The 562-nt window shown below is 69.6% G+C and carries 2 protein-coding genes; both read left to right on the top strand.

Annotated features, from left to right (window positions below; translation table 11 throughout):
• A partial coding sequence (locus JZ791_RS47395) for a methyl-accepting chemotaxis domain-containing protein (protein ID WP_216903951.1) occupies nt 1-289 on the top strand: 289 nt, incomplete at its 5' end.
• Between the two features lie 60 nt (nt 290-349).
• Nucleotides 350-562: hypothetical protein (locus tag JZ791_RS47390; RefSeq protein ID WP_216903950.1), on the top strand; the 213-nt coding region annotated here is incomplete at its 3' end.

Here is a 562-nt window from a genome sequence, read left to right as displayed (position 1 = left end):
CTCCACGCAGGGCGTGGTCGAAGGGGCGCGGCTGTCCGACTCCGCCGGCACGGCCCTGTCCGAAATCGACCGCGTGTCGCGGCGCCTCGCCGAGCTGATCGAGCAGATCTCCTCGTCCGCGTCGCGCGAGGCCGAACTCGCCAACGGCGTGGCCGACAACATCCAGCACATCTTCGCGGTGACCGAGCAGACTGGCGAAGGCACGCGCACGACGGCCCAGCAGGTGCGGGAGCTGTCGCACATGGCCGAGGAGCTCCGGCAGTCCGTGGCGCGTTTCAAGATCGCCTGACGGGCCGGCCAGCAGCCAGCTAGCATCAACGAAACGGCTCGCGGAGCCGGGGACGAATTCATGTCACCTTTTGACGCCGCAAATGCCTCGGGCGCGGACTGGAGCCAGGGAGAACAGGACCTCGGGCCCCTGGCCTGGGTGCTGGACGAATTGCGCAAGTCGCTCGACGGGGCCGTCAAGGCCATGCGCCGCTTCGTGCGCGACGCCGAGATGGCGCGCGAATCCGACATCGCGGCACTCGATGCCGGGGCGCTGCGCATCGCGCGCCAGCAG

Origin of the sequence: Nocardia alni (genome assembly GCF_019038435.1) — a bacterium.
Classification (GTDB): domain Bacteria; phylum Actinomycetota; class Actinomycetes; order Mycobacteriales; family Mycobacteriaceae; genus Nocardia; species Nocardia alni.
Note: the sequence above shows the minus strand (reverse complement) of the source record. Positions and strands in the feature narration are given on the sequence as shown.